17 protein-coding genes and 1 pseudogene are annotated in these 22,219 nt (G+C 40.1%); 7 read left to right on the top strand and 11 right to left on the bottom strand.

Annotated features, from left to right (window positions below; all coding sequences use genetic code 11):
* Positions 1-22: 22 nt before the first annotated feature.
* The 3 genes from DXC10_RS06405 to dnaK all read right to left on the bottom strand — a co-directional run bounded on the left by DXC10_RS06405 (position 23) and on the right by dnaK (position 3,954).
* Entirely contained in the window at positions 23-1,270 is a 1,248-nt protein-coding gene (locus tag DXC10_RS06405) for a site-specific integrase (RefSeq protein WP_022231470.1), read from the bottom strand.
* Positions 1,267-1,833, bottom strand: coding sequence for a hypothetical protein (locus DXC10_RS06400; protein ID WP_005812876.1), 567 nt, complete (start codon positions 1,831-1,833; stop codon positions 1,267-1,269). Before DXC10_RS06400 ends, DXC10_RS06405 begins: the two co-directional genes overlap by 4 nt.
* 201 nt (positions 1,834-2,034) lie before the next feature.
* A complete protein-coding gene (gene dnaK, locus DXC10_RS06395; RefSeq protein ID WP_117737528.1) occupies positions 2,035-3,954 on the bottom strand; it encodes a molecular chaperone DnaK in 1,920 nt (639 codons plus the stop codon).
* 327 nt (positions 3,955-4,281) lie between these two features.
* Between dnaK and DXC10_RS06390 the strand changes: the two genes are divergently transcribed.
* Both DXC10_RS06390 and DXC10_RS06385 read left to right on the top strand, forming a co-directional pair.
* Positions 4,282-5,697, top strand: coding sequence for an MATE family efflux transporter (locus DXC10_RS06390; RefSeq protein ID WP_101543456.1), 1,416 nt, complete (start codon positions 4,282-4,284; stop codon positions 5,695-5,697).
* Entirely contained in the window at positions 5,660-6,235 is a 576-nt protein-coding gene (locus DXC10_RS06385; RefSeq protein WP_101543172.1) for a Crp/Fnr family transcriptional regulator, read from the top strand. The genes DXC10_RS06390 and DXC10_RS06385 overlap by 38 nt, the downstream gene beginning before the upstream one ends.
* Before the next feature lie 84 nt (positions 6,236-6,319).
* Here DXC10_RS06385 and DXC10_RS06380 read toward each other — a convergent pair whose 3' ends face one another.
* Entirely contained in the window at positions 6,320-7,111 is a 792-nt protein-coding gene (locus tag DXC10_RS06380; RefSeq protein WP_117737527.1) for an META domain-containing protein, read from the bottom strand.
* A 268-nt stretch (positions 7,112-7,379) separates the two neighbouring features.
* On the opposite strand from DXC10_RS06380, the gene DXC10_RS06375 reads away from it, so the two are divergent.
* From DXC10_RS06375 to recA, 3 genes are read left to right on the top strand one after another with little or no spacing between them, the layout of a single operon-like run.
* Positions 7,380-8,573: a saccharopine dehydrogenase family protein gene (locus DXC10_RS06375; protein ID WP_101543170.1), complete on the top strand. Its 1,194-nt coding sequence runs from the start codon at positions 7,380-7,382 to the stop codon at positions 8,571-8,573.
* Positions 8,570-9,019: a thioredoxin-dependent thiol peroxidase gene (gene bcp, locus DXC10_RS06370; protein ID WP_187120669.1), complete on the top strand. Its 450-nt coding sequence runs from the start codon at positions 8,570-8,572 to the stop codon at positions 9,017-9,019. The genes DXC10_RS06375 and bcp overlap by 4 nt, the downstream gene beginning before the upstream one ends.
* 30 nt (positions 9,020-9,049) lie before the next feature.
* Entirely contained in the window at positions 9,050-10,087 is a 1,038-nt protein-coding gene (gene recA / locus DXC10_RS06365; protein ID WP_101543169.1) for a recombinase RecA, read from the top strand.
* A gap of 97 nt (positions 10,088-10,184) precedes the next feature.
* Here the strand turns inward: recA and DXC10_RS06360 are convergent, their stop codons facing one another.
* Both DXC10_RS06360 and DXC10_RS06355 read right to left on the bottom strand, forming a co-directional pair.
* Positions 10,185-10,586 carry a DUF4252 domain-containing protein gene (locus DXC10_RS06360; protein WP_370448202.1) on the bottom strand — a complete coding sequence of 134 codons (402 nt, stop codon included), beginning with the start codon at positions 10,584-10,586 and terminating at the stop codon, positions 10,185-10,187.
* A 339-nt stretch (positions 10,587-10,925) separates the two neighbouring features.
* Positions 10,926-11,293 (bottom strand): annotated as a pseudogene (locus DXC10_RS06355) (RNA polymerase sigma factor); the annotation flags it as partial.
* 328 nt (positions 11,294-11,621) lie between these two features.
* Here DXC10_RS06355 and DXC10_RS06350 point away from each other — a divergent pair.
* Entirely contained in the window at positions 11,622-11,903 is a 282-nt protein-coding gene (locus DXC10_RS06350; protein WP_101543167.1) for a transcription termination/antitermination NusG family protein, read from the top strand.
* A gap of 9 nt (positions 11,904-11,912) precedes the next feature.
* On the opposite strand, the gene DXC10_RS06345 is transcribed toward DXC10_RS06350, so the two are convergent.
* From DXC10_RS06345 to DXC10_RS06335, 3 genes are all read right to left on the bottom strand, one after another.
* Positions 11,913-12,989, bottom strand: a complete 1,077-nt coding sequence (locus tag DXC10_RS06345) for a YeiH family protein (protein ID WP_101543166.1) — start codon at positions 12,987-12,989, stop codon at positions 11,913-11,915.
* 117 nt (positions 12,990-13,106) lie between these two features.
* Positions 13,107-14,003, bottom strand: a complete 897-nt coding sequence (locus DXC10_RS06340; protein ID WP_101543165.1) for a LysR substrate-binding domain-containing protein — start codon at positions 14,001-14,003, stop codon at positions 13,107-13,109.
* Between the two features lie 32 nt (positions 14,004-14,035).
* The gene (locus tag DXC10_RS06335) at positions 14,036-14,644 is read right to left on the bottom strand and encodes a DUF6621 family protein (RefSeq protein ID WP_187120668.1); all 609 of its coding nucleotides are present in this window, start codon (positions 14,642-14,644) and stop codon (positions 14,036-14,038) included.
* Positions 14,645-14,835: 191 nt separating this feature from the next.
* On the opposite strand from DXC10_RS06335, the gene clpB reads away from it, so the two are divergent.
* Positions 14,836-17,430 (top strand): ATP-dependent chaperone ClpB, encoded by a 2,595-nt coding sequence (gene clpB, locus DXC10_RS06330; protein ID WP_101543163.1) that lies wholly within the window; start codon positions 14,836-14,838, stop codon positions 17,428-17,430.
* 431 nt (positions 17,431-17,861) lie between these two features.
* On the opposite strand, the gene DXC10_RS06325 is transcribed toward clpB, so the two are convergent.
* On the bottom strand, positions 17,862-18,785 hold the full coding sequence (locus tag DXC10_RS06325) for a hypothetical protein (protein ID WP_101543162.1): 924 nt from the start codon (positions 18,783-18,785) through the stop codon (positions 17,862-17,864).
* Between the two features lie 4 nt (positions 18,786-18,789).
* Entirely contained in the window at positions 18,790-22,080 is a 3,291-nt protein-coding gene (locus DXC10_RS06320) for an SUMF1/EgtB/PvdO family nonheme iron enzyme (RefSeq protein WP_117737524.1), read from the bottom strand.
* Positions 22,081-22,219: the final 139 nt, after the last annotated feature.

The raw sequence follows: 22,219 nt of genomic DNA, 5'->3' as shown, positions 1-22,219 counted from the left end.
AAGTGCTTACAAATGATAATCACTATTCATCTATGTCCAACTTAAAAGCTTCTGTAGCTTCATCTTTCTTCTTGTCAATTACTTTTGCGTAGATTTGCGTGGTTTTTACATTGGTATGCCCTAACATTTTGCTTACGGTATATATGTCTGTACCGTTAGCCAATTGTAACGTTGCATAGGTGTGGCGGAAGCAATGAAAGGTGATGTGCTTGGTAATCCCTGATGCTTTTACCCACCGTTCCAAAGGCCTAGATATCCATGAAGGGTCAGGCAGTCCGGCAAACACCAACAGTTCTCCGTCTTTCTTGCGCTCACCGCAAAGATTGTATGCCTGTGGCGATATAGGCATGTATTCAACGCCCTTAGTCTTCTGCTGAGTGAAATTGAGACGGTACCCACCATTGTATTCTTCAACCTCTGACCATTTAAGCTTTTGAATATCGCTATGTCGCATTCCTGTCAGTGCAGAGAACAAGGCTGCCCGTTTTAGTATATCATCACACGGAGTCTTTGCCAATATATTAAGTTCTTCCAGTGACAGATACTCTCTTCGAGCACTCTGAAACATGATATTTTTAGCCTTGGCAGCAATATCACAATTCAGATAGCCATCCACGAAAGCTTGTTTGAGTGCCGCCTTGAAGATAGAGAAGTACGTCGATGCCGTATTCCTTGAAATAGTTCCTTTCTTAGAACCACCCTGCGGTGCCTTTATCAAGAAGGAACGGAATGCCTCAATATACTTCATGTCAATCTGCGAGAACTGTATGTAGTCACACTTGGCAAACATTGACAACAGTGTGTGCAATCTGCGCCAGTTGACAACTATCGATTCTGACGCAGTTTCCTCTCTTTCTTTGATTAACTTCTCAATATACTCCAGAACATTGCATTTTGAGCGTTCGCTTTGTTCTGCCATTTCCATTTGCTGGTCAGTAAAGAGAGCCATGTTGTCGTACTCTTTTTGACGCAGGACTCGAACGCCATCCGCATAAAGGCAAGTTTCCATATCTTGCTTGGATTTACACTGAATAACGCCATTGTCATCTCGCTTGGGCTTGTACTTTATTCTACCAGCAACGGCTCGCTCGCTTCGTCGTTTATCCCATATAGGGGTAGTAATAGACCTCCTGAGATATTCACGCACTCGTTTGGGTTTGTCATTTCCCGTCTCATAAACAGGATAAGCTTCAAGATAGATGAACCACTCATCTCTCCACTCACTTTTCTTTAATTTGACGGAGACTTTAGTATAATCTAATCTTTTCATAATGGTTTTATATCTTTATAAAGTTTGTCTATTGATTCCTTGTGAGCATACACATAATTACCGATTTGCCGGGTCGGTATTGAGTATTTTCGTATATGAGCATACACGGTGCTGTCATCCAGATGAAATTTCTTGGAAATCTCACCTATTGTATAGCAATCCTCTGGTTCCATGCGGTACATGGTAACTGGTTTCCTTGGCTTGGTGTCAAGCGGAGACTGTCTTAACGGAAACAGATTCATTAGTTCTCCTTTGCATACAAGTCGTATTCCTTTCTCTGGCTCAATGAAGGAAATCTTTTTCATGTAGATGAGCCTATAAATGGTTGAGCGGCTTGCACCAAACATAGCATACGCTTCCGTTATGCTGATATACTCTTTAGACTTGGGCATATTGCTTACAATCTTGTCCAGTTCAAGTTGGCGTTTTTCTTCATCATGCTTACGCTTCCACGCCACCTTGGAGCATTTGGGTGAACAATACCAGGACTCCAAAGTCCTTGCGAAGAACTCTTCTCCGCACACAGGACATTTCCGTACTATCTTATACTTTGCTACTGCCATAATTCATTCATTTTGTAGTTCTTAATATCTATTCTTCTCATCATATCTACTTTTTCTTACAGGTACAAATAAGGTACAGATGTTTATAATAATAACGCAAAGATAGCAATATTATTGTGTACGGCCAAAAACAAGAAAAGCGTGTAACTCATTGAGCTACACGCTTTCCATTTGATATTGTATTCTTATTTCTCTATGTGCTTATTTCACCTCCTCAAAGTCAGCATCCTGTACATTATCACCATGCTTGCTGTTATCCTGAGCACCACCTTGTTGTCCGGCATTCATATCAGGACCGGCTTGTGCACCACCCTGAGCACCACTCTGAGCATACATTTCAGCACTTGCAGCTTGGAAAGCCGTATTCAATTCTGCCATAGAAGCATCGATAGCAGTCAAATCCTGTGCCTTGTGGGCATCTTTCAACTTCTGCAAAGCAGCCTCAATCGGGGCTTTCTTATCAGCAGGCAACTTATCACCTAAATCCTTCAATTGATTTTCAGTAGTGAAGATCATTGAGTCTGCCTGATTCAACTTATCAATCTTTTCACGTTCTTTCTTATCTGCTTCAGCATTAGCTTCTGCTTCTGCTTTCATCTTTTCAATTTCTTCCTTGCTCAAGCCACTGGAAGCTTCGATACGGATTGCTTGTTCCTTACCGGTAGCTTTATCCTTGGCAGATACTTTCAAGATACCGTTGGCATCGATATCGAATGTTACCTCAATCTGAGGAACACCACGACGTGCCGGAGCGATACCTGTCAGGTTGAACTGACCGATTGACTTATTCTGGGCAGCCATAGGACGTTCACCTTGCAGTACGTGGATGGTAACTTCCGTCTGGTTATCGGCAGCTGTAGAGAATGTTTCACTCTTCTTGCACGGAATGGTTGTGTTAGCTTCAATCAACTTAGTCATTACACCACCCATTGTTTCAATACCCATTGACAACGGAGTAACGTCCAACAAAACAACACCCTTGATTTCATCCGTCAAAACAGCACCCTGTACGGCAGCACCTACAGCTACCACTTCATCAGGATTTACACCCTTGGAAGGAACTTTTCCGAAGAGCTCTTCAACCAATTTCTGTACAGCCGGAATACGGGAAGAACCACCAACAAGAATTACTTCATCAATATCAGCATTAGTCAGTCCCGCATCACTCATAGCTTTCTTGCAAGGTTCAAGACAAGCCTGGATTAAGTTGTGAGACAAAGCTTCGAACTTAGCACGAGTCAATGTCTTAACCAAGTGCTTGGGCACACCCCCTACCGGCATGATGTACGGTAAGTTGATTTCTGTACTGGTAGAAGAAGACAACTCAATCTTAGCCTTTTCTGCAGCTTCCTTCAGACGTTGCATAGCCATCGGATCTTGGGTCAAGTCTGCACCTTCGTCATTCCTGAATTCCTGAACCAACCAGTCAATAATTACCTGATCGAAGTCGTCACCGCCCAAGTGAGTGTCACCATTAGTTGACAAAACCTCGAATACACCACCACCGAATTCGAGAATAGAAATATCGAATGTACCACCACCAAGGTCGAAGACAGCAACCTTCATATCCTTGTGTGCTTTATCGATACCATAAGCCAAAGCGGCGGCAGTTGGTTCGTTCACGATACGTTTTACTTCCAGACCTGCAATCTGACCGGCTTCTTTAGTAGCCTGACGTTGAGAGTCAGAGAAATAAGCAGGAACAGTAATAACAGCTTCTGTCACTTCATGTCCCAGATAATCTTCGGCAGTTTTTTTCATTTTCTGCAAAATCATTGCAGAGAGCTCTTGCGGAGTATAAAGACGTCCGTCGATATCTACACGTGGAGTATTATTATCGCCTTTCACTACTTTGTAGGGCATGCGGGTTACTTCTTTCTGTACCTGATCCCAGTTTTCGCCCATCAGACGTTTGATAGAGGATACTGTACGAGTCGGATTTGTAATAGCCTGACGTTTGGCAGGATCACCTACTTTACGTTCGCCACCGTCAACGAATGCTACTACGGAAGGAGTAGTACGTTTGCCTTCACTGTTTGCAATTACTACAGGTTCGTTACCTTCAAAAACGGCAACACAAGAGTTTGTTGTACCTAAGTCAATACCAATAATTTTTCCCATGATCGTTATTATTTTATTATTATTATTCTTAAATAGGTGTCTGTCCCATCGGCAGACGCCAATAAAAAGACAAACGTCGTGCCAAATTGTTCAGGACACGCTCTAATTTATGTTTATGACAGTTTGTCTGTCAGTTTGGCAGAAGGAAGGCTGCATTTTCTGTCGGAAATTACCATTTGTTAATTTTCATTCCACACAAAAGCTCTACTTTTGCCGACCGATTAGTAAAAGAGAGAACAATACATGGGTAATAAATGTATGCAAGGAACTAGCCTTACCCCTTATAACGGAAATGATTGGTTTTCACTTATTAATAAAACAAGAATTATGGAAAAGATGAGAGACAGTATCGACTTCAAGAACACGGACATTGCAACATTATTCCGCAAGTTATTGCTCCCTACTGTTTTGGGAATGATTTTTTCAGCATTGTTCGTCATTACGGACGGTATATTTGTCGGTAAAGGTATCGGGAGTGATGCCTTGGCAGCTGTCAATATCGTGGCACCGTTATGGCTGTTCTCCACGGGTGTCGGATTGATGTTCGGCGTAGGTGCATCCGTAGTGGCATCTATCCATTTGTCGCATGGCAAGGTTAAGGTGGCACGTATCAATATCACACAATCGGTTGTTATATCTTCCTTGCTGCTGATGTGTACTTCCACTATCTTCTGTATTTTTGCCCCGCAAGTAGTACAGCTACTAGGCGGTTCGGAACGGCTTACTCCTCTGGCAGTAGAGTATATGCTTTGGTTTGTCCCTTTCTCACTGTTCACAGCACTGCTCAATTCGGGAATGTTCTTTTTGAGACTCGACGGTTCACCCAATTATGCAATGATGTGTAATGTGGTAGCTGCCATCCTGAACATCATACTGGATTATCTGTTCATTTTCCCCTTTGACTGGGGAATGCTCGGAGCTGCGTTGGCAAGTGCCATAGGTACCACAGTAGGTGCCTTGATGATAGTATTCTATCTGATACGTCCCCAGTGCACACTTCGTTTCTATCCTGTAAAGCTCAGCCATAACAGCATGAAACTAATTGGACGTAATATTGGTTATATGTGCCGTTTGGGTTCTTCGGCTTTCTTGTGCGAGATAGCCATTGCCTGCATGATGTTCGTAGGTAACCAGGTATTCATCCACTATCTGAAAGAGGAAGGGGTGGCCGCATTCAGCATTGCCTGCTATTTTTTTCCTATTATATTCATGGTTTACAACGCTATTGCCCAATCGGCACAACCCATTATCAGTTATAACTACGGCCTACAACGGACACAACGGGTACGTCACACGTATTTGCTTGCCTTGAAAACCGCCATCATTTGCGGTACTTGTTTTGCACTGGTTACAATATTCTGCAGTAGCGACATTGTAGCTATGTTCATTGACCGCAGCTATCCAGCATACGACATTGCCGTAGAAGGATTGCCGCTATACGCTACGGGGTTCGTGTTTTTTGCCGCCAATATCGTTTCCATCGGATATTTCCAAAGTGTGGAACGTGCAAAGTATGCTACCGTGATTACCCTATTGCGCGGTTTCATCTTGCTGACCGCCTGTTTCTACGGCCTGCCTCTTTTGATAGGTAATACGGGTATTTGGCTGGCTACACCGCTGGCAGAATTACTGACTACCTTCTTTATACTGATCATTTATATATATAGCAAAAAGAAAAAGAAGGAAAATTCGCTATCTTTGTCGCATGGAAACCATGATAAAGAAATTCTGCAAGAAGTATAAGTTACCTGAAAAAAGCCTGTTCGAACTTCTGTTTCACATGAAAGAAGTAAATTTTTCCAAAGGGGAACTTATTGTTGAAACGGGAACGCGAAATTCGAACTTTTACCTTATAAAGAAAGGCATATGGCGTGGATACTATCTGGCGGAAGGTACAGAAAATTCCCTTTGGTTTGTCGGCCCGGGAGAAGCAGGGTTCTCCTCGTGGGGTTATGTAAATGGAGAAGTTTCTCAGATCAATATCGAGTCGGTAAATAATAGTACTGCATACTGTATATCCAAGACCGAACTAGAAACACTTTTCTCCCGTTCTATCGAGATGGCAAATATCGGCAGACAAATTTTTGAACGTGAAATTTTGTCTGTAGACATTTCGACACTCGCTTATGGCGCTCCACCAACAGCCAAAGAACGATATCTGACGCTGATGGAAGAAAACCCCGAATTATTGCAGGACGTACCGTTAAAGTATCTGGCATCTTATTTGTACATCACTCCGCAATCACTAAGCCGTATACGAGCCGGGTTAAGAAAAAAATAGTCGCTCGTCACAGAAAAGGCTCTTAACAGATATCATCTGCAAGAGCCTTTATTTAAAAAGAATATTTTTACAAGAAAATAATCCTTATTTTTTCACCAATACCATCACTAAATTATTATCGGCATCATAAAAGCCGATGCCACCTCCCGCTAACTTACCAAAGGATTGAACAGAGTTCAAGGCTTGCATCACACGACTTTCTACTGTCATATCAGGGCATGCCATCATAGTACTGATGACCTGCGGGAAAGAGATGGAAGAGGGATTTTCGGCGTTCGTTTGGAAACCACCGTTGATTAAATTACACCCGGCATTGCCATGCAAACTCTTTTCTGAAATATTAAATTCAATAAACGGCTGTTTTTCCATACCTGTAGGAATAGCTACACCACCGGCTTCACTGATCATCCATTTTCCATTCAGTTCGGACAAACCCACTGCTGTTTCCTTTTTCTGTAGCACGATAATGGGGCGCTTTGATGAACCACACAGAGCGATATTCTCTTTGCCTAATTTCTTATACTTCTTTACTTGTCCCAAAGCAGTCAATATATTATTTTCTACCGTCATATCGGGACACGCCATCCGCGTGCTGGCCAAAGCGCCAAGATCAATCATCCCAGGTTTTGCATTGACATCAAAAGAGCCCATCATGCGGTTACAGCCACTGTTACCAAACACCTTTCCAGTCTTTGTATCAAAACCTATATAAGGAAATTGTTGTCCCGGAGCGGGAACTACCGCAGTACCATTAATTTCAATAATATTCCATTCTCCACTAATAGAAGAAATCGTAGCGGCATTCTTGGTCGAAGCACAAGATGACAAGCCTAACAACACACTTGCCATACAAAGAGAAACAAATACTTTTTTCATTGTTATTCGTTGTTTAAGTTAATTTTTTCGAGGGCAAATATAGTGTAAACTACTTGCAGAAACAAATTTATTCGCATAATGATGATACGGAGACTATATTTGCAAACCTATATATATGTGAAATAACCAAAATATGAACAGTTTGTTTGAGAGTAGAACTACTTTCTCCAAAGTATTTAGTAAGAATTTAATGTATATCTGAGAATTAAATCCTATATTTGCTCACCAAAAAAATTAATTATATCAAATCTTTTGTAAGTAAGAAGAAATGGGTAAAGTTCTTATTATCGGTGCAGGCGGTGTAGGTACCGTCGTGGCACACAAAGTGGCTCAAAATCCTGATGTGTTTACTGAAATTATGATTGCCAGCCGTACTAAATCCAAATGTGACGCTGTTGTGAAAGCCATTGGTAACCCTGCCATCAAAACTGCCCGGGTAGATGCAGACAATGTGGATGAATTAGTGGCACTCTTCAATAGCTTCAAGCCTGAAATCGTTATAAATGTAGCCCTCCCCTATCAAGATCTCACCATCATGGAGGCCTGTCTGAAAAGTGGCGTTAATTATTTGGATACAGCCAATTATGAGCCTAAAGATGTAGCTCATTTCGAATACAGTTGGCAATGGGCTTATAAAAAGCGTTTTGAAGATGCCGGATTAACAGCTATTCTAGGATGTGGTTTCGATCCAGGAGTCAGTGGCGTTTATACAGCTTATGCAGCTAAACATTATTTTGACGAAATTCAATATTTGGATATTGTAGATTGTAATGCGGGCAATCATCATAAAGCATTTGCTACCAATTTCAATCCGGAAATTAATATTCGTGAGATTACACAAAACGGACGCTATTACGAAAATAACGAATGGATAACGACACAGCCATTAGAAATTCATAAAGATCTGACTTATCCTAATATAGGTCCGCGTGACTCTTATCTACTTTATCATGAAGAATTAGAATCTCTGGTAAAGAATTTTCCGACCATCAAACGCGCCCGTTTTTGGATGACTTTCGGACAAGAATACTTGACACATTTACGTGTTATCCAAAATATTGGTATGGCTCGTATAGACGAAGTAGATTACAACGGAGTAAAAATTGTTCCATTGCAATTCTTGAAGGCTGTTTTACCCAATCCTCAAGATTTAGGAGAAAATTACGAAGGTGAAACTTCCATCGGTTGCCGCATACGTGGGCTAAAAGATGGAAAAGAACGTACATATTACGTATACAATAATTGTAGTCACCAGGAAGCCTACAAAGAAACCGGCATGCAGGGAGTAAGCTACACTACCGGTGTACCTGCTATGATTGGTGCAATGATGTTCCTAAAAGGTATTTGGAAGAAACCGGGGGTGTGGAATGTAGAAGAATTCAATCCCGACCCATTTATGGAACAATTAAACAAACAAGGCTTACCGTGGCACGAAGTTATTGATGGAGATTTAGAGTTATGATAAATATAGGAGATAAAGCCCCTGAAATACTGGGTACTAACGAAAGAAGTAAAGAAATCCGCCTTAGTGACTATAAAGGGAAAAAAGTTGTACTGTACTTCTATCCTAAAGATATGACTTCCGGATGTACGGCTGAGGCATGTAACTTACGCGACAATTATTCAGAACTGCGACAAGCCGGATATGAAGTAATAGGAGTAAGTGTAGACAATGAAAAGTCGCATCAAAAATTTATTGAAAAAAACAATCTTCCTTTTACTTTAATTGCCGATACAGACAAAAAACTCGTAGAGCAATTCGGCATATGGGGAGAAAAAAGTATGTATGGACGAAAATATATGGGAACCTTCCGTACGACTTTCATCATTAATGAGGAAGGGGTAATAGAACGTATCATTGGTCCGAAAGAAATAAAGACTAAGGAACACGCCTCACAAATTTTGTGACATGTAAATTGTTAAATCGAAAATATAAAGATGGCAAAAAAAGACGAATTGAATTTCGACAACGAAAATAAGGCAGCATCAAGTGAAAAGTTGAAAGCTTTACAAGCTGCCATGGACAAGATAGAAAAAAGCTTTGGTAAAGGTTCTATCATGAAAATGGGTGATGAAAAGATAGAAGATATCGAAGTAATCCCTACCGGTTCTATCGGGCTTAATGTAGCGTTGGGCGTAGGCGGATATCCTCGCGGACGTATCATCGAAATTTATGGTCCTGAATCTTCCGGTAAAACGACATTGGCAATCCACGCCATTGCTGAAGCACAAAAAGCCGGTGGTATAGCTGCATTTATCGATGCAGAACATGCATTCGACCGTTTCTATGCCGCTAAGTTAGGAGTTGACGTAGATAATCTGTTTATTTCACAGCCGGACAATGGTGAACAGGCATTGGAAATCGCTGAACAGCTAATACGTTCATCTGCTATTGATATTATCGTAGTAGACTCTGTAGCTGCTTTGACTCCTAAAGCCGAGATTGAAGGGGATATGGGCGAAAATAAGGTTGGATTGCAAGCTCGACTTATGTCACAAGCTTTACGCAAACTGACCTCAGCTGTCAGCAAAACTCGTACTACCTGTATATTCATCAACCAGTTGCGTGAAAAGATTGGTGTTATGTTTGGTAACCCGGAAACAACAACCGGTGGTAACGCTTTGAAATTTTATGCATCCGTACGACTTGATATCCGTGGAAGTCAGGCTATCAAAAACGGTGAAGAAGTACTGGGCAAACAGACCAAAGTAAAAGTAGTAAAAAACAAAGTAGCCCCCCCCTTCCGTAGAGCAGAATTCGATATTATGTTCGGTGAAGGAATATCCCGGACAGGTGAGATCGTAGATTTGGGTGTTGAAATGGGAATTATCAAGAAAAGTGGTTCTTGGTTTAGCTACAATGATACCAAATTAGCACAAGGACGTGATGCAACCAAACAGGTCATTGCTGATAATCCGGAACTGGCTGAAGAGTTGGAAGGACTTATTTTTGCAGAACTGAAAAAAGATAAATAACCACAAAACACAAATGGTGGACAATAAGCAATGATTGTCCACCATTTATTATTTTTTCTCCCTCATATCTTTTATTTCCAGGTTTTCCAATTGTTTATCAAATTAAACGCTTCCAAACTTTAGTATCAGCTAATTCTATACCTGGAATATGATAGACATTCCCATTCAATCTCGTATTTTGGTAGAGCATGATGTTCTGGATATCCTTTAAAGTCATTTCTCCCTCCAAATATACACATTTCAAAGTAGCGGTGCCATCAATAATTATTATCAACCCTTTTACTTTATCTCCTTTCCGGTTAATATAAAATTCAGAACTGGTAACTGTACTTTTCTGTTTCATCAACAACTCGTATTTGGAGTCGTATACCAATACACGAAATTCTTTCTTCAAATTGAGTTTTAAATTACTATCCATTGTAGAAAGTATGTATACACTATTCAATTGTCCGGCCACCTTACCTATATAGATATCTTTCGTAAAAAAATTTGGATTCATATCTATCATTGCCTACGAAATATACGAATGATATTCCTTTCACATCATTATATGTATTAAACAAATCTTTCTGTGCCTGACATAATACAGGCAACATTAACAGTAAACCTGCCCAAATCATTTTCATTGTTCTCATACGTATTTCATCTTTTAAATTCTTTGATTACCTCCTTATTTATCTTTCTCACATCTTTCTACGTTTCATTGACCTACTCTATACCGTTATTCGAGTTCGCAGAAACTTCCAACAGAGTAGCTTGAAGCACTTCGTAAGCATCCTGGATCCTGGGGATCAGAGAATGTATCTTCCGGAGTAGGTGGACACACATCATGTTTCCAGAGTGTAACTATACGTTGCCGCTCTTCTAGCAACTGGGTAATAATATGTCTTATTTGTCTTGCTTCATCTCGAAGTTCCAGATTATCTACCGGTTGAATATCATGTACAGCATTCAGTTCAACAGTCTGTCTATTTAATATATACTTACTCGAACGAAGTAAATCAAAATACATATTTTTTACCAAAGTAACACTGAATGCTTCAGAATTATTAATGACTGTCAGTCCCTCCCGTTTAACCCACAGTTTCAAGTAAGCCTCCTGTACTAAATCTTCCGCATCGGCTGCATTCTCCAATAGCTTATAAGCTACAAAATACAACTCACGATGATTAGGTAGGAACTCTTTTTTAAACTTTCAGCGTCCATGAACCTTTCTAATCTATTTATAATGCTTCTATTTGATAGACGTAAATAAAAGAATTTTGTTACACAAACAACAAAAATAAAGAAAAATATATGCCTTAAATATGAATTAATTATTCAATTTTTTATTTATTATATATTCACCTTTTATTTGTCAAATAAATAATTTTATAATACTTTTGTCTCAATAATCAAATAAGATTTAAAACCATGACACTGGTAACCTACATACTCATTGCAATTCCAGTTTGTATATTGGGAATTGCAATATGGACATATTGTGATTACCAAAAGTTTAAACGAAAAAAAGTATTACGCAAATAAACTAGCTATGACTGCTCAATATATAAAAGAAAACTTGGATAAACTACGTTCGTGGTATATCGTATTAACCAAACCGCATTCCGAACAAAAAACAAAGATTATATTAGAGAAGCAGGGTATAATTACGTATCTTCCATTTACTTCTATTCGTCGCCAATGGAAAGTGTCTACAAAAAAAATACACATCCCAGCTATGGCGAGATGTGTATTTATATATGCAACCAATGAGGAAATACAAATATTGAAAAAGCAATATCCTGTCCTTCCTTCGGAGGTCATTGTGAGGTAATATCAATGATTAAACTAAACCAGGTACTAAATACTTAGTCAAAAGATAACCACCTACCACTAACCAAATGTAGAGTAAGAAAGCCAATACGAATGGTTTTGCTCCAGCCTGCTTGAACTTGTCTATACTTGTATCAGTACCTAATGCTGTCATTGCCATTGTAAGCATGAATGTGTCAATATATTCAATTGTTCCATTCAAAGGGATATCTTTCACGGTTTCTGCACCGCACAAATATTGTAAAAAAGAATTAAGACAGATTATACCAATAAATCCAAATGCAAACCATGGAATTGTAATTTTACTCTTAACTACTTTTCCATCAGCATCGTACTTTTTACGCCCAGCCAAAGCAAGACTCATAATAACCAATACAGGTGCCAACATCATAACACGAATCATTTTTGTAATCGTTGCCGGTCCGGCAATACCTAACATATCAGTTGGATCCATTGCATTGCCAGCACCGGCAACGTGAGCCACTTCATGCAATGTACTGCCTGTATAAATGGCTACTCCCATATCGCTCAACCCACTCAACATACCGGCACGATACATAATAGGATAAAGAAACATGGAAATTGTACCAAAAATCACAACGGTAGATACAGCAATAGCTGTTTTATGCCCCTCGCACTTTATGACAGGCTCCGCACCCAATACTGCAGCAGCTCCACAAATAGCACTACCGGTAGAGGTCATCAAAGCCGTATCTTTATCAAGTTTCAATAATTTACCCAATCCGATACCAATAAAGATAGTACCTGCAACTATAATCGTATCAATTACGACAGCCGGTAAACCAACCTCTGCAACTTGGGTCAAGGTCAAACGGAAACCATATAAAACGATACCCGCACGCAAAATCTGTTTTGTACAAAACTTAATACCTGGTACCCAAGTTTCCGGCAAATGGTTCCGTAAACTGTTGGCATACAACATGCCTAAGATAATACCTACAATCAGAGGACTAAACGACAGACTTTTCACAAATGGAATTTCAGCAATATAGAAAGCTGAAAAAGAGAATAAGGCAATCAGTAAAATACCATGCATAGTATTGCCTCTGTTTCCGCGATTGAACATAGATCTTAATTTAGAGTTATAATATCAATTCTTTTACGGTCGCAAAGGTACGCTTTTCTATTACGTCATCCTATTTAAATCTTATTATGTATTATAACGGAAAGTAATAATACAATCTCACAATTTACTGTTATGATGCATCGCAAACTGCATAAACACCTGTGCTAATCCACTATCTTGTCCTTGTGGCTGTGCAAAACTGAAATCACGAAGCATCGGCATTCCCTTTATCTCAACAACCCGTAATTGCCCTGAATAGAGTTCACGAGTGATGGAACGGACAGAAACAATACCGAGACAATCAGTATGTTCTAAAAATAATTTAATACTTTCCGTACTTCCCAGATAGATCAACACTTGAAGGGAAGCTAACTTGATATTATGTTGAAGTAAAGCACGTTCAAAAACATCCAATGTACCCGAACCTCTTTCGCGAAGCACTAAAGGCAGGTTCAGCAATTCTTCCGGAGTAATCTCGTCTCCTACAGGAAGTTTACTTCCTGTACGAATTACAGCTACCAACTCATCTTCCAGAAACGTTGTATACTTTAGATTAGGCAAACGAAAAACGCCCTCCACCAATCCTAAGTCAATATTATGTTCCTGTAGGGCCGTTTCTATCTCTCTGGTATTACCATTTGTCAGCGACAGGCTGATATGGGGAAATTTCTTTATGAAACTAGCTAATAACGGGGGCAATACATATTGGGAAATTGTACTACTAGCACCTAGTTTCAACCCACCTTTATATTCGTTATGTAACAAATGCATTTCGTACTCCAACCTTTTGTAATCTTCCAAAATTCTCTCACAATGCTCCAGTAATAACTTTCCCGACTCCGTCAGACAAATTTTACTTCCCTGCCGGTCAAATAAACGAGTTTGATAAGTAGACTCTAACTCTTGTATATGTTTGGTTATAGCAGGTTGACTGATAAACAAATCTTGCGAGGCTTTGGTAAAACTCAAATTCTTCGCTACCGATTGAAACACTTTTAAACGGAAATCACTCACAGAAGTAGTAGATTAGAGATAATTAATAAAAATTACAATTCTTCACCCTTAATGCCCAAAGCTGTCATCAATGGATATCCTAACATTTTCCACAGATATCCTACCGGAGACACAGGTTCTTCCATTCTAAACTGAATAATATCTTTTTCAGACTCATTCCCCTCGGTCATCCTATCAATGTACTCTTTCAATATATCCTCAACATCTTCACCATATTCTTCATTAAAAGATACCACAACCATTTTCTCCACATCAGCGGAATTCAAGATTATTCGCAACAAATCAAGAAACAATTCACCCCGAGACACAAACCCCTCTGAAGGAACAGCCATAAAACTAAATTCACCCAATGAACCTCTGAAAGCAACTCCATCCAGCTCCTGTTTCACATCACATGGCATACAATGATGTAACTCTTCCGATTCCTTATCATATAGCAACAATATTTGCACATCATTTTCACCCTCTTCTATACCAGCATCCATAGCCAAATACATCGCGAAAAGAGCTAAATCAATCTTCTGTAGCGAACGCTCTAGTTTACGTTCAAAATAATTCTTTAAATCATTTATTACAAAATTCAGATAAGCGACATCTATCACCATCACTGTTTCGGAAAGTTTTATCTTGTTATCTTCCATAACCATACTCTTTATTGAGGGAGTAAAGGTACGAAAAGTTTTTCAGATAAAAACTATTTGCTGTAAATCAGCCATTTTGACATTCATTCTCTTCTCTTAACTGAAATTTTGGCGTAAATCTACCGTTGGCAAATCTTTTGCGCCCATTAAGGTGTTATTGAGAAAGTAAAAAATAGAAAGGAGAACAAAATATGAACTTTAACAATTTTACCATTAAAGCGCAAGAGGCTGTACAAGAAGCAGTAAATTTGGTACAAAGCCGAGGGCAACAAGCTATCGAGCCTGTACATCTGCTTCAAAGCGTAATGAAAGTAGGTGAAAACGTCACCAACTTCATCTTTCAGAAACTAGGCATGAACGGCCAACAGATAGCTCTTATTCTTGACAAGCAGATAGATTCACTACCAAAAGTTACAGGTGGAGAACCGTATTTGAGCCGCGAGACCAACGAAGTCCTTCAAAAGGCTACCCAATACTCGAAAGATATGGGTGACGAATTTGTTTCGTTGGAACCTATAATATTGGCATTACTGAACGTGAAAAGTACCACTTCCACCATTCTGAAAGATGCAGGAATGACGGAGAAAGAGTTACGGGAAGCAATCAATGAGTTACGAAAAGGTGAGAAGGTAACTTCCCAATCCAGTGAGGATACTTATCAGTCTTTAGAAAAATATGCCATCAATTTGAATGAAGCCGCCCGAAACGGTAAACTTGATCCAGTCATTGGACGTGATGAAGAAATCCGTCGTGTATTACAAATTCTAAGTCGACGTACCAAGAATAATCCCATATTAATAGGCGAACCGGGTACAGGTAAGACTGCTATTGTAGAGGGACTAGCACACCGTATTCTACGTGGTGATGTACCCGATAACTTAAAGAATAAACAAGTCTATTCATTGGATATGGGTGCATTGGTAGCAGGAGCCAAATACAAAGGCGAATTTGAGGAACGTCTGAAAGCAGTAGTCAACGAGGTAAAAAAATCGGAGGGAGATATCATCTTATTTATTGATGAAATCCACACGTTAGTGGGTGCAGGTAAGGGTGAAGGCGCCATGGATGCCGCCAATATCTTAAAACCGGCTTTGGCACGTGGTGAACTGAGAAGTATCGGTGCCACTACCCTTGATGAATATCAAAAGTATTTTGAAAAGGACAAAGCACTGGAACGCCGTTTCCAAATCGTGATGGTAAATGAACCGGACACATTGAGTACTATTTCTATTCTGCGTGGTTTGAAAGAACGTTACGAAAACCATCACCATGTACGAATTAAAGATGATGCCATCATTGCTGCCGTAGAGTTAAGTAACCGTTACATTACCGACCGTTTTCTGCCGGATAAAGCCATCGACCTGATGGATGAAGCCGCTGCCAAATTACGTATGGAAGTTGATTCCGTGCCGGAAGAATTGGACGAGATTTCTCGCAAAATTAAGCAGTTGGAAATTGAACGTGAAGCCATCAAGCGCGAAAATGATAAACCGAAATTGGAACAAATCGGTAAAGAACTTGCTGAACTAAAAGAACAAGAAAATTCACATAAAGCCAAATGGCAAAGCGAAAAGACTTTGGTCAACAAGATTCAGCAAAACAAGATTGAAATAGAAAATCTGAAGTTTGAGGCCGAAAAAGCTGAACGTGAAGGCGATTATGGAAAGGTTGCCGAAATCCGTTACGGTAAATTACAAGCATTGAATCAAGAGATTGAGGACACTCAACAGAAACTTCATAAAATGCAGGGTGACAAAGCCATGATTAAAGAAGAAGTTGATGCAGAAGACATTGCTGATGTAGTATCCCGTTGGACAGGCATACCTGTCAGCAAAATGCTGCAAAGCGAAAAAGAAAAGCTGCTTAACTTAGAAGAAGAATTACATGAACGAGTTATCGGTCAAGACGAAGCAATTGAAGCTGTTTCTGATGCAGTACGTCGTAGCCGTGCAGGTTTGCAAGACCCGAAACGTCCGATTGGTTCATTCCTGTTCTTGGGTACTACCGGTGTAGGTAAGACAGAATTAGCTAAAGCCTTAGCTGAATTTTTGTTTGACGATGAAACCATGATGACACGTATTGACATGAGCGAGTACCAAGAGAAACATAGTGTTTCCCGCTTGGTAGGAGCTCCTCCGGGATATGTCGGTTATGACGAAGGGGGACAATTGACTGAAGCTGTACGCCGTAAACCCTATTCTGTCGTTCTATTCGATGAAATTGAAAAAGCACATCCCGATGTATTCAACATCTTGTTGCAGGTATTGGATGACGGACGTTTGACTGACAATAAAGGACGTACGGTAAATTTCAAGAACACTATTATTATTATGACCTCCAATATGGGTAGCGGATACATTCAAAGCCAAATGGAAAAATTAAACAGCTCCAACAAGGAAGAGATTGTAGAAGAAACCAAGAAGGAAGTAATGAATATGCTGAAGAAAAACATTCGACCTGAATTCCTAAACCGTATTGACGAAACTATCATGTTCCTGCCATTGACGGAAACGGAAATCAAACAAATTGTAGCTCTTCAAATCAAGAGTGTACAGAAAATGTTAGCAGGCAATGGTGTGGACTTAGTATTAACTGATTCTGCCATAGACTTTTTAGCCAATGCAGGATTTGATCCTGAATTCGGTGCTCGTCCGGTAAAACGTGCCATACAACACTATTTATTGAATGATTTATCCAAAAAGTTATTGGCACAGGAAGTAGACCGTAACAAACCTATTGTAGTGGAAGCCAATACAGCAAAGAACAGATTGATATTCAAAAATTAAGGTACACAACAAGAAGTTAACATCATTGGTTATAAGAAGTTAACTAAATACATAATAACAAGTTAACTAAATACGAACAAGGAAGTTAACTTATTATGATGTACAATGTTAACTTCTATAACAGCATAAAAAACACTTCAAGAAAAGTACGAACGGCTTTTCATATTATCCGGGGTTATCCAATTATCTTTATTGGATAGCCCTATTTTCATTATATACCTACAAGTTATATCCATATTCAAAAAAAGTCACACGATTTCTGCTCTATTTTTCGGTTTCATGTTTATTGTTCAACAACACAATCAAAAAGAAAAGATCCCGAGAAACACTTTGTATAGCGATTAACTATACGGATATTTCTCGAACGACCGATATGACCGCTTAAGTCCATAAAGCACCACTTGACATGACTGAAGAAAAACGTAAAAAACTCAAGGCAACGGATAAACTGCAGAAATATTTTTTACCTCACCATGATCGTTCAACGTCCACCTTATCCTGTTTTTATGATCAATCTCAACAAGTTTGGGCTGAGATTTATCTCCGCTGTGCCCGTTCCAGTTACATATCAAAATTCGTCCTTTACGATAAACGCAAGATTCCGCAACGAAGAGTAAGGATACCCCCCGGATATCATCTGATGAAATTGTGCGAACTACCTGCCAGATATTAGTGTCCACTTCTACCAATTTATGTCCGTCACCACAGGCAACAAGCAACTTTCCATCTTTCAGTTGCTTAATGCTAAACAGAGTTCCACCTATTTGTACTTGATTGATAATCTTTCCAGTAGCATCAATTTCTATCAAATTTCCAGTAGCAAATAAAGGAACCAGATACGTACCGTATCTGGTTTTTTCTATTTGCCTGAACTGGTTATGTACGCGCTTAATACCGGTTTCAAATTGTATTTCTTTTAATGGATTACCCTGGCTATCCAATTCGACAATACGCGCAGGATGCCCACAGATAGCAAGTAAATAACCGCCGGAATTGAGTTGAGTAGCGGTAAACAACTCTTCTTCACGTACCTTCACTTCATAGTCCCACACAATTTGTTGTGAAGGAGTGATGAGTCTGGCTCCCGAAGTATAGGCATACAGAATGTTTTTTTCTTTGGTCAACTCCACATCATTACAGTCTTCTCCTTTCCCTAAAAGATGTTCCCAGTCCAGACAACCGGTTCGTTTATCCACCACAGCCACTTTATTCCACCCGCATCCTGCAATCAACAACTTCTCTTTTCCATATTTCCGAAAAAAGGAAAACGAAGTATCTTGCCCCTGTATTTGTATGGAACAGGCATACAAGTACAGAAGGCATATAAAGAAAAATAGATAGTTACGTCTTTTCATACAATCATTCTGTCATTACAACCCGGAAACCAACATTATATACTTTTTGATAATCACGATAAGGAAGGCGGAATGAAGAAGTGTTACGGAAGGGGCGATCATACCACGAACCACCACGGGCTACACGCTTTTCGCCAGTAATAGCCACATCATTCCGTCCATCATCTGCCCGATAAGGATAGGGTTTATAAACAGAACGAGTCCACTCCCAAACATTGCCGTGCATATCATATACCCCCCACGGATTAGCGATGTATCTTCCTACCTCTTCAGATATGAATCCACCATCATTATAGGTAGTATCACGTGGAATCCAATCATCGTATTGGTTGGGATTGGGTATGATTCGTGCACTTTCATAGAACTTATAAGCAGTACAGGCAGCAAATTCTTTTAAACGGATGTCACCCATGTTGGCATAAGGAGAGAAATCTACTCCCAAATTACCAAACCAAAAATCGGTATTACTTCCTGCACGACACGCCCACTCCCACTGCGCTTCGTCAGGCAAGGAAAAATGCATACCCGTCTTTTTAGACAACCATTCACAAAATTCCATCGCCTGTTTCCACGAAACACGGACCGCCGGCTGTTCTTCACCGTTCATAGAGTATCCTCTACGTCCGAACTGATAACCATGACGATGTTCATCACGACTGTCGTGCGTGGGATCGAAAGCACGAAACTGACGATTGGTAATCTCAAACTGCCCTATCCAGAAAGGCTTCTCGATAGTAACGGCGGTTTGTGGCATTTCATCTGTCTGACGAGTACTTCCCATGATGAATTTACCAGCAGGTACTTTGATGAGTTTCAAGTTTATACCTTTGGATATTTCTAAAGTCATCTGATAGTCATTCATCTGGTTAGATTGCATATTCAGTACTTGTTTTCCCGGTATTGGCCACCCCTTAAGCAAAGTATCACCTTTTTCTACCATAACTTTTACAGGAGCCCGGAATTCAATATCATCCGGTATCTCAGGAAGCCACTCCAAGTCCTGTTCCGGTGCACCGAACATATCACGATACAAGGCACGGAGTTCACGGCTTTGCTTGGTTCTGTCGTAAGTTGCAATATCACTGCGTCTTCCATGGAACGGCGCATTAAAATCAATCCAACAAGCCAATTTGGTAATAGAAACTGAATCAAGTTTCACATTATGATGACCTTTATTAAGTAACTGTATCAACTCTGTCTGGTCGGCATGTACATCCATGGGAACAAGCATATGCATATCACTTTCAATACCAGGACGACGTACATAACGATGAAGGTCGACATAGGATTTAGTAAAATGTCCGCCATAGGAGGAACTGGCTCTACCTGAGATCTGAGAACTCCAGTCAGTAATCCATTTGTCTCCTTTCAAATAGGGACGACCATTATTTTCACTGTCATGGCATCCTACGCAATAACGATCCAGAACAGGTTGTACCTCATGGCGATAACTAAATCCACGTTCCCTTCCCTGCCATTGCAGTATGGATTGAGGAGCTTTGTCGGACACTTTCGTTTTACGTGGAATGACAATCATATTACGATCTTCGTGACAACCTATACAAGAGAGTACTTCACCTGGCATAGCCGTAAACCAACTACGCATCACTTGTAGAGCTTTTCCTTCAGCATCAAGCGGCTGAATAAAGAGTGGAGTATTGGCAGGTACTTTAAATAGAGCTGAACCGTCTTCTTCTATATCGGCTTCACCTACAATACGTTTGATATCCCATGGTCCATCCATGCCGATGGTTCCCAACAGCCCGCCCTGCTTCCAGGGGCTGAAGTCGTAAGTACCGATACGAAGTTTCTTCACACTGCCACGGGGAATATCTTTCAGCCCGCCACCGATATAAATGTCCTGAATGAAAATAGTAGCATCTTTAGCTTCCGGTGTCACCATATTGGGAATAACAGGAGGGGTACGACGTTTCTCAACCAATACCGGAGACAAATAAGCCACCTCTTCTTCTTCTGTAATAAGTGTCATATTATCGAAAGTGTCTACCAGATAAATTCCCCATAACGAATTGGGGGTAGCTTTCATTGCAACAAGATAATAAGTATCATTCAATGGCCAAGGATGTAGAAAGCGCGGCCAACATCCATCTGCCTGACGATCTCTGATTTCGGCTTGTACTTTCCGACCCGAATAGGGAATTTCACCGATAACGCCGTCCACTTCTTGTCGCCCTTTACTGGTATCAATGAGAATGAGCCGTCCACTACGAGGTATACTGTGATGCCCTGTAACAATACCCACCATTGCCGACGAACTTCCGGGAATGGGACGTGCATCGAAGTAAGATGTAGGAAAATAGGAATTGGAACCGTAATAAGCACGTTGATTTGTACCGTCAGGATTCATTGTGAACATGATACGTGAGTTTGAATGTGGAATATCGGCATATTCCCAACGTTGGTACAAAATCATCCCATTATCCATAACTACCGGTCCCCAATTGCTATCCTGATCATAAGTAAGTTGGCGAGTATCTCCGGTAGCAGGATCATAACGAAAAAGTCCGCACATATGGCTTCCTCCGTCCGTACAAGGCAATCCTAGGAATGTACCGGTAGAACAAAAGATATAACTCCCATCAGGGGCATAACACCCATCAAAGGAATCGAAATCACGATAACTTTCGGGAGTAAGTTGTTTGGTTGCCCCATCTTTCAGGTTCAACTCGAACAAATGCCAGTGATTATTGGTACCTATGGAAGAATACATCAACCTTTCACCATCAAAATGAGGCTCCGGATCGGAAATGATAACCCCTTCAGTTGGTCTATACAATGTTTTATATTGTATTTTCCCCGGAATGATATTCAATGAAACGAATTCATTATTCCAGTCCTTCGAAGGATGGGGGATTGCAAAGTTATTATGAAAATTAGCCGGAACAATTCCCAAATCACCCCGAATAGCAGTACGTGCCTTATTGCCCAATATACGACGGATAGTAACAATCTGTTTTCCCTTTATCAACGGATTGGCCAATAAAGTTGCATCCAACGTATTCAATATTTCTTCTGCTTGCCGGATTGCTTTTTTGTCACCTTTTGTTATTCCTTCAATCAGAGATACTCGATTATCCTCAAGTGCCTTGATAGCTTCCTCCCAACCTTTGGCAGGTTGATAAGCAAATTTATGTGTCTGCTGAAGCGAACGGACAGTGGCCCGGAATTTCTCCGGCTGATAAAATTTCAAACGATATTCCAATCCTTGTGAAAAAACGGAAGAAGTAATGCTACCTAATAACAACAGATAAATGAATAAACAAAAGTGTCTCATAGTATTACGTGTTTTATATTATTGATTTTGCAAAAATAAACGATATAACGCTTTCTACTGACATAAAAGTTTGTGCAAAACTTTGCAAAAAACGATATTTCCAATCGGAATAATCATATTTTTGCTAAATTATCAGTTT

The sequence above is a fragment of the Bacteroides sp. OM08-11 genome (assembly GCF_003438665.1).
GTDB classification, from domain to species: domain Bacteria; phylum Bacteroidota; class Bacteroidia; order Bacteroidales; family Bacteroidaceae; genus Bacteroides; species Bacteroides cutis.
The sequence above is the reverse complement of the archived record's forward strand: the minus strand, read 5'-3'. Positions and strand labels throughout refer to the sequence as shown.